General features: G+C 69.2%; 9 protein-coding genes. 6 read left to right on the top strand and 3 right to left on the bottom strand.

All coding sequences use genetic code 11. The features are described 5' to 3' along the window. The first annotated feature begins 140 nt into the window (after positions 1 to 140). From H505_RS45535 to H505_RS0131455, 3 genes are read left to right on the top strand one after another with little or no spacing between them, the layout of a single operon-like run. Positions 141 to 791, top strand: coding sequence for a TetR/AcrR family transcriptional regulator (locus H505_RS45535; RefSeq protein ID WP_034520778.1), 651 nt, complete (start codon positions 141 to 143; stop codon positions 789 to 791). Then, positions 788 to 1,681: an ABC transporter ATP-binding protein gene (locus H505_RS0131450; protein ID WP_026405141.1), complete on the top strand. Its 894-nt coding sequence runs from the start codon at positions 788 to 790 to the stop codon at positions 1,679 to 1,681. Before H505_RS45535 ends, H505_RS0131450 begins: the two co-directional genes overlap by 4 nt. Continuing rightward, positions 1,678 to 3,264, top strand: a complete 1,587-nt coding sequence (locus H505_RS0131455) for an ABC transporter permease (protein ID WP_026405142.1) — start codon at positions 1,678 to 1,680, stop codon at positions 3,262 to 3,264. The genes H505_RS0131450 and H505_RS0131455 overlap by 4 nt, the downstream gene beginning before the upstream one ends. Before the next feature lie 186 nt (positions 3,265 to 3,450). Here H505_RS0131455 and H505_RS0131460 read toward each other — a convergent pair whose 3' ends face one another. After that, positions 3,451 to 4,032, bottom strand: a complete 582-nt coding sequence (locus tag H505_RS0131460; protein ID WP_341849576.1) for a GNAT family N-acetyltransferase — start codon at positions 4,030 to 4,032, stop codon at positions 3,451 to 3,453. After that, complete coding sequence (locus H505_RS45540) at positions 4,022 to 4,348, bottom strand: hypothetical protein (RefSeq protein ID WP_034520781.1); 327 nt, start codon at positions 4,346 to 4,348, stop codon at positions 4,022 to 4,024. Before H505_RS45540 ends, H505_RS0131460 begins: the two co-directional genes overlap by 11 nt. 250 nt (positions 4,349 to 4,598) lie before the next feature. Between H505_RS45540 and H505_RS0131470 the strand changes: the two genes are divergently transcribed. Next, positions 4,599 to 5,027, top strand: a complete 429-nt coding sequence (locus H505_RS0131470) for a hypothetical protein (RefSeq protein ID WP_026405144.1) — start codon at positions 4,599 to 4,601, stop codon at positions 5,025 to 5,027. Between the two features lie 74 nt (positions 5,028 to 5,101). Beyond that, on the top strand, positions 5,102 to 5,440 hold the full coding sequence (locus tag H505_RS0131475; RefSeq protein WP_026405145.1) for an Imm51 family immunity protein: 339 nt from the start codon (positions 5,102 to 5,104) through the stop codon (positions 5,438 to 5,440). A gap of 21 nt (positions 5,441 to 5,461) precedes the next feature. Here the strand turns inward: H505_RS0131475 and H505_RS0131480 are convergent, their stop codons facing one another. Beyond that, positions 5,462 to 5,887, bottom strand: a complete 426-nt coding sequence (locus tag H505_RS0131480) for a MerR family transcriptional regulator (RefSeq protein WP_034520783.1) — start codon at positions 5,885 to 5,887, stop codon at positions 5,462 to 5,464. Positions 5,888 to 5,933: 46 nt separating this feature from the next. Here H505_RS0131480 and H505_RS0131485 point away from each other — a divergent pair, with 46 nt between their 5' ends. Further along, on the top strand, positions 5,934 to 6,905 hold the full coding sequence (locus H505_RS0131485; protein ID WP_026405147.1) for an SDR family NAD(P)-dependent oxidoreductase: 972 nt from the start codon (positions 5,934 to 5,936) through the stop codon (positions 6,903 to 6,905). Positions 6,906 to 7,179 lie beyond the last annotated feature (274 nt).

A 7,179-nucleotide genomic window follows, 5' to 3' on the forward strand; every position in this document is an offset into this window, starting at 1 on the left:
AGACCAAAGGAGCAAGATCGCCGATGCGGAATTGACGAGAATCAGAACAATCCCTTGCCCGTCCGCCTTGCCGAGGCGACTGTACAGACGTACAGTGTACAAACGTACAGGTTGCTGAACATGCGTACAGGGGGGCCGCGGTGGGCGGGCAGCGAGAACCGGAAGACCTGACGACACGCGCACGGATCAGGGACGCGGCGATGCTCGAGTTCGCCCGGCTCGGCGAGAAAGGCGCCACGATCCGCGGGATCGCGAAGGCCGCCGGGGTCTCGCCCGCGCTCGTCCAGCACCACTTCACGAACAAGGCCGCGCTCCGGCGCGCCTGCGACACCTACGCCATCGACGCGATCCGCCGGGTCAAAGAAGAAGCGCTGTCCGGCGGCATGGAGAACCCGAACTTCCTAGCCATCGCGATGCAGACGGCCTTGCCCGTCCAGCACTACGTGGCGCGCGCGCTGGCGGAAGACTCCGACGCCGCGCGCGCGCTGTTCGAGGACGCGGTGCAGTTCAGCGAGGACATCCTGTCGCGCGGCACCCCCGGCATGCGCAAGCCCACCACCGACGACCTGCACGCCTACGCGGCCGTGATCACCGCCATGAACTTCGGCATCGTCGTCCTGAACGGGCACCTCTCCCGCGCGCTCGGCACCGACATCCTCACCCCCGAGGGCTACCCCCGCCTCGCCATGGCGCTCATGGACATCCACACCGACAACCTCATCACCCCGGAACTCGAGGAGCAGACCCGCGCGGTCCTGCGGACCATGCTGGAGAACAAGGAGAACCGGTGAAGCAGACGAACCCCGTCCAGGTGTCCGGCCTGGTGAAGACCTTCGGACGGACGCGCGCGCTCGACGGGCTCGACCTCGACGTCCGTCCCGGCGAGGTGCACGGCTTCCTCGGCCCGAACGGGGCCGGGAAGTCCACCGCCATCCGCGTCCTGCTCGGCCTGCTGCGCGCCGACGCCGGCAGCGTCCGGCTCCTCGGCGGCGACCCCTGGCGGGACGCGACCGACCTGCACCGCCACCTCGCCTACGTCCCCGGCGACGTCACGCTGTGGCCGAACCTGTCCGGCGGCGAGGTCATCGACCTCCTCGGCCGGATGCGCGGCGGCCTCGACAAGGCCCGGCGCGCCGAACTGCTCGACCGCTTCGAACTCGACCCCCGCAAGAAGGGCCGCACCTACTCGAAGGGCAACCGGCAGAAGGTCGGGCTGGTCGCCGCCCTGTCGTCCGACGCGGACCTCCTCATCCTGGACGAACCCACCTCGGGCCTCGACCCCCTGATGGAGGAGGTCTTCCAGGAGTGCGTCCGCGAGGAGCGCGCCAAGGGCCGCACCGTCCTGCTGTCCAGCCACATCCTCTCCGAGGTCGAGGCGCTCTGCGACCGGGTGACGATCATCCGCAGGGGCGCCGCCGTCGAGACCGGCACCCTCGCCGACCTGCGCCACCTCACCCGCACGTCCATCGACGCCGACCTCGCCGCGCCGCCCGACGGCCTCTCCCGCCTCCCCGGCGTCCACGACCTGCGCGTCGACGGCGCGCGCGTCCGCTGCGAGGTCGACACCGACCGGCTCGACGACGTCCTCAAGCACCTCACGTCCGCCGGCGTGCGGAGCCTCACCAGCCGCCCGCCCACGCTCGAGGAGCTGTTCCTGCGCCACTACAAGGACGCGGCATGACCGCGCTCGTCGGCACCGGCGGCATGATCCGCCTCATCCTCCGCCGCGACCGCTTCCTGCTGCCCCTCTGGGTGCTGATCGTCTCGGTGCTCCCGGCGAACTTCGTCGCCACGTTCCAGGGCCTCTACCCCACCGCCGCCGACCGCCTCGGCTACGCGAACACCAGCGGGACGAACCCGACGTTCCTCGCGATGTACGGCCCCCTGTACGACACGAGCGTCGGCGGACTCGTCACCCAGCGGTCCGCGTTCGTCCCCGTCGCCCTCGCGCTGATCTCCGCGCTCGCCGTCATCCGGCACACCCGCGCCGAGGAGGAGGCGGGACGGCGCGAACTGCTCGGCTCCACGGTCGTCGGCCGCCAGGCCGCCCTCGCCGCCGCGCTCACCGTCACCGCCGCCGCCAACCTCGCCGTCGCCCTCCTCACGGCCGCCGCCGTGGCCGCGCAGGACCAGCCGCTCGCCGGCTCCCTCGCGCTCGGCCTGCAGACGGCCGCGGCCGGCATCGTCTTCGCCGCCGTCGCCGGCGTCACCGCCCAGCTCTCCGAGAACGCCGGCACCGCCCGCGGCACCGCGCTGGCCGCGCTCGGCGGCGCGTTCGTCCTGCGGATGGCCGCCGACACCGGCGGCGAGGGCAACGGCCTCACCTGGCTCGGCTGGCTGACGCCCCTCGGCTGGGTCCAGCGCATGCGCCCCTTCGGCGACGAGCGCTGGTGGCTGCTCGTCCCGACCGCCGCCCTCGCCCTCGCCCTCACCGCCGCCGCGTGGCGCCTGTCGAAGCACCGCGACGTCGCCGCCGGCATCCTCCCCGCGCGCCCCGGCCCCGCCGAGGCGTCCCCCCGCCTGAACGGCCCGTTCGGACTCGGGTGGCGCCTGCAGAGCCGTCCGTTCTACGGCTGGCTCGCGGGCTTCGCCGCCCTCGGGCTCGTCTTCGGCGGCGTCGCGGGCGGCATGAACGACCTGATCAACGACAACCCGGACCTCGAAGACATCATCGCCGACCTCGGCGGCGCCTCCACCATCACCGACGCCTACTTCGCGATGGTCATGAACATGCTCGGGCTCCTCGCCGCGGGCTACGCCGTCTCCGCGGTCCTCAAGCTCCGCGCCGAGGAGTCGGCCCTCCACGCCGAGTCCCTCCTCGCCACCCCGACCGGCCGGCTGCACTGGGCGTCCAGCCACCTCCTGTTCGCCCTCGCGGGCCCCGTCGCCGGCCTCACCACCGGCGCCCTTCTCGCCGGACTCGTCCACGACCCCGGCGAACTCCCCGCCCTCCTGCCCGCCGCGCTCGCCCGGCTCCCCGCCGTCTGGCTCATCGCCGCGCTCGCCCTCGCGCTGTTCGGGCTCGTCCCCCGCCTGACGTCCGCGAGCTGGGCCGCCGTGGCCGTCGCGGTGGCCGTCACCCTCATCGGCCCGATGCTGGACGTCGGCCAGTGGGCCCTCGACCTCTCCCCCTTCACCCACATCCCCAAGCTCCCGGGCGCCGACCCCACCGCGACCCCGTTCGTCTGGCTCCTGGCCATAACCGCGACCCTCACCGCAACCGGCCTGACCGCCTTCCGCCGCCGAGACCTCTCCCTCAACTGACCCGCAGTGGCATCACCTCCTCGACGACCCCGCCCCGGAGCACCGCCGACAAGACGAAGCGGCATCACGCCTGGTACGAGCCGCCGAACACCAATCGGCCACCATCTGCGAAGCCTGCGGCAACCCCGGCGAGCTCCGCCACCGGGCCTGGCTGAAGACCCTCTGCACCCCCTGCAGCACCCGCACCTAACGCTGCGGCAGCGTCGAATGCGGAACGGTGAGCCCACCGTTCACGATCGCCCACCTCTCATGGTCCCGCCAGGCCCCATCAATGAACAACAACTCGGGCGAGTACCCCTCATACCGAAACCCGACCCGCCGAACCAACGCCAACGAAGCACGATTCTCCGGCTGTATCTGAGCCTCAAGCCGGTGCAGCCGCAACTCCTCGAAGGCATACCGCACCACCAACCCCACCCCTTCGGCCATATACCCCCGCCCAGCCGAAGGAGCAAAAGCAGCATAAGCCACCGACGCAGACTGCAACCTACCCCGAATAACACTGTTCAGATTAACAACACCAGCAATTTCCCCGCCATCCCGAAGACAGACCAGCAACGCCTCTTCATCCGCCCCCTCATACCGATCAAGATAATCCCGAAACTCCCCCGGACCCGACGGCAGCGAAATCCAGGGCGCATGCAGTTCCGCACTGACCCTGACCAGCCTGAGAAACTCCCCTTCGTCCCCGGCACCCAGCCGACGCAAAGCCACCCGCCCAGAGCCCTTCGACCGCCCACCCGAGCCGGCCCCCACCTCACTCACCACCCACAACGCCCCCGGACCTGCGAAACTCGTCTACAAGCTGGAAGAACCGATCGAGCGGCGCTTCACCGTCCGCATGACTCTCGATCGCGGCAGCCCACCCAAGCGCCGTCGACCAACCGTAGTGCCACCCCAACCAGTCGGTGAAAGGACCCCTGGGCCCGAACGCGAAACCCTCATCGACCCCATGAACCATCAGCGCGATGCCGTACCCGCACAGCAGAACCTCCAACTCGCGCAGCGACCCCCCACGAATCCACATCCCCGGCCGCTTCCGAATATGCTCGAGCAACTCATAAGCATCCTCCACCTCCCCCACCGGACGAAGTTTCGACCGATCCCTTTCCCCGTCAGCCATACTCACACCCCCAAGCCACGACAGAAAAAGCGACCTCTACAAAACAGCCGTCCACTGACAAGAACGCGCTCGGCTCCGCAACCAACCGAGGATCGCGGGACCGGCACCGCAGGCTACACCTCCCGAGCCGCACTCCCCCGACTCAGCGCGTAGGCCGCGTTCGTCCGCGCCGGGACGTATATGATCTTCGGATCGAGTCGAGTGAGGTCGAATGCCCACGCACGAATGGACTCTCGCCCAGGACCCCCACGGCCCGGGCGGGCGACGCAGGCCGAAGAGTTCGTCCATCATCGGCGCCGCCATCATCGGCGTCGTCGCCTTGACCGCCGTGCTCGGCCTGCTCGTCCCCGCACTTTCCGGCGAAGGAGTCCCTCGCCTCGGCAGCAAGTCCTACGAAGCCGAAGTCGACTGCCAGGTGAGCACCGCAGGAGGCATCGGGATGGTCACGATCAACGGCACCATCGAAGGCGACGCCTCCCGATACAAGGTGACCGTCGAAGTACTCGACGCCGAAACGAAGCAGCGCATCGCAGAGCAAACCTTCGACGTCCGCGACACCGCGACATTCGGCGGCACAACACCGTCCCGAATTTCGGCCAGCCCCACCGGCATCGAATGCCGAATCACGAAGGTGCTCTAAGCGACAACACGAATCCCCCATCGCCTCACCACTGCCGGTTGCCTCGGCGCTGGGATCGGTGCCATGCTCCGCTGGTGACTCCTCTGCGGCTCCTAGAGACCACCCCCGGAAAGTTCTCCCTCCTCCTGGACGCTGGGACGACGAAGGTCGACGAGCTCGTCGAGCAGCTTGGCCACGAGCCGAACGGCTACTTCTGGGAAGGCGTCGCGCAGTTCCTCGTGAGCACGCAGGCGAAAAACCTCGAAGAGCACGTCTCATACGACCCCGAAGGGGGCATGTTCTGCGCGTACGGCGATGACCGGACCGCGCTCGAAGAGCTGGGAACTCTGATGGCCGCCGTCGCCGGAGACGGCGACCGAATGCGATCCCTGATCGAGTCCGCCGAAGCCGCCGGCTTCGAATTCGACGACTGACCAGCGCCGTACCCGTCCTCCTCAGACTGTCGGATCCCAGAGTCCGCCGGCCTCTCCGCGGGATAGGTGCTCGGCGTAGACGCCGACCTTCCAGGCAATGACCGAACGGCATTCCTCCAGCGCCTGTATCTGCGCCTCGACCCGCTGCTGATGGACGTCGAGGAGCTGCAGACGTTCGGCCTCATTGCCCGGACCATGCCGCACCAGCTCCGCGAACCGTTTGAGTTCGGCGAGCGGCATACCGGATTCGCGCAGCTTGACGCAGATCAGCAGCCAGCCGACATCGGCGGCGGCGTATCGCCGCCGACCCCCCGCCGTGCGCCGGACCGGCCCGACCAGCAAGCCCTCGCGCTCGTAGAAGCGCAGTGCGTGCACGCTGAGCCCCGTCCGCTCGGCCACCTCGCCGATACTCAGCGGGCGGCTTTCGGTAGTCGCCATGCCGCCCAACCTAGGACTTGATCTAGACCTCGCTCTAGTTCCTAGCATCGCCGGCATGACCACCACCGACCAGCAGCCGCTCGGCTCGCCCTTCTCCGCCGCCGCCACCGTCGAGGACGTCATGGCCGGCGTGGACCTGTCCGGCATGACCGCCGTGGTGACCGGGGGCTACTCCGGACTCGGTCTGGAGACCACCCGGGGCCTGACTGCCGCCGGGGCCCACGTCATCGTTCCGGCACGCCGTCCCGCCACCGCCCGCGTCGCTCTTCAGAACATAGAAGGCTGCGAGGTCATAGCCATGGACCTGGTCGACCTCGACAGCGTGCGCGCCGCCGCCGCACAGATCAGCGCCCACCTCGACCGCCTCGACATCCTGATGGCCGTCGCCGGCGTCATGGCCACCCCAGAGCGACGGGTCGGGCCCGGCTGGGAAGGCCAACTCGCCGCCAACCACTTCGGGCACTTCGCACTCACCAGCGAGCTCTACCCGCTCCTAGCCGCCACCGACAGCGCACGCGTCATCGTCAACAGCTCCGCCGGCCACTCCCTCACCGACATCCGCTGGCACGACCCGCACTTCCGCACCGGCTACGACAAGTGGCTGGCCTACGGCCAGGCCAAGACCGCCAACGTCCTGTTCGCCGTGCACCTCGACACCCTCGGACGCCACCACGGCGTCCGGGCGTTCGCCCTCCACCCCGGCAAGATCATCACCGGCCTCCAGCGGGAGATGAGTCTCCAGGAACAGATCGACCGAGGCTGGGTGGACGAGCAAGGCAACGTGATCGGCGCCGACTTCAAAACCCCCTCCCAGGGCGCCGCGACCGGCCTGTGGGCAGCCACATCGCCCCTCCTCAACGGCCGCGGCGGGCTCTACCTGGAGGACTGCGAAGTCGCCTCCGTCTCCACCCCCGAGCAGCCCATGGACGACGGAGGCGTCCGGGAGTACGCCATCGCCCCCGACGCCGCCGCCCGCCTTTGGAACCTCTCCCTCGCAGCAACCGCCACCACCCCCATCACCCGATAACCCCGCCCAGCGCCCCCACGCCGACGATTCGCGTGCGGCACACGGCACACCAGTGCTCTCGCCTTCACACGCGGACACCTCGTCCGACCGGGGAGCAGAACATCGCCCAAACCGTCACAGCACGCCGACGTCAAGACCAGGACACAACACCCGGCACAGCAAGTCCGGCTCACAATGGAGATTCACTGACGCGGAGGCCCCTTCCGGGGTGGAAGGGGCCTTGACCTGGGAGCCGGCGAGGGGACTTGAACCCCTAACCTTCTGTTTACAAGAC

Origin of the sequence: Actinomadura rifamycini DSM 43936 (assembly GCF_000425065.1) — a bacterium.
GTDB lineage: Bacteria > Actinomycetota > Actinomycetes > Streptosporangiales > Streptosporangiaceae > Spirillospora > Spirillospora rifamycini.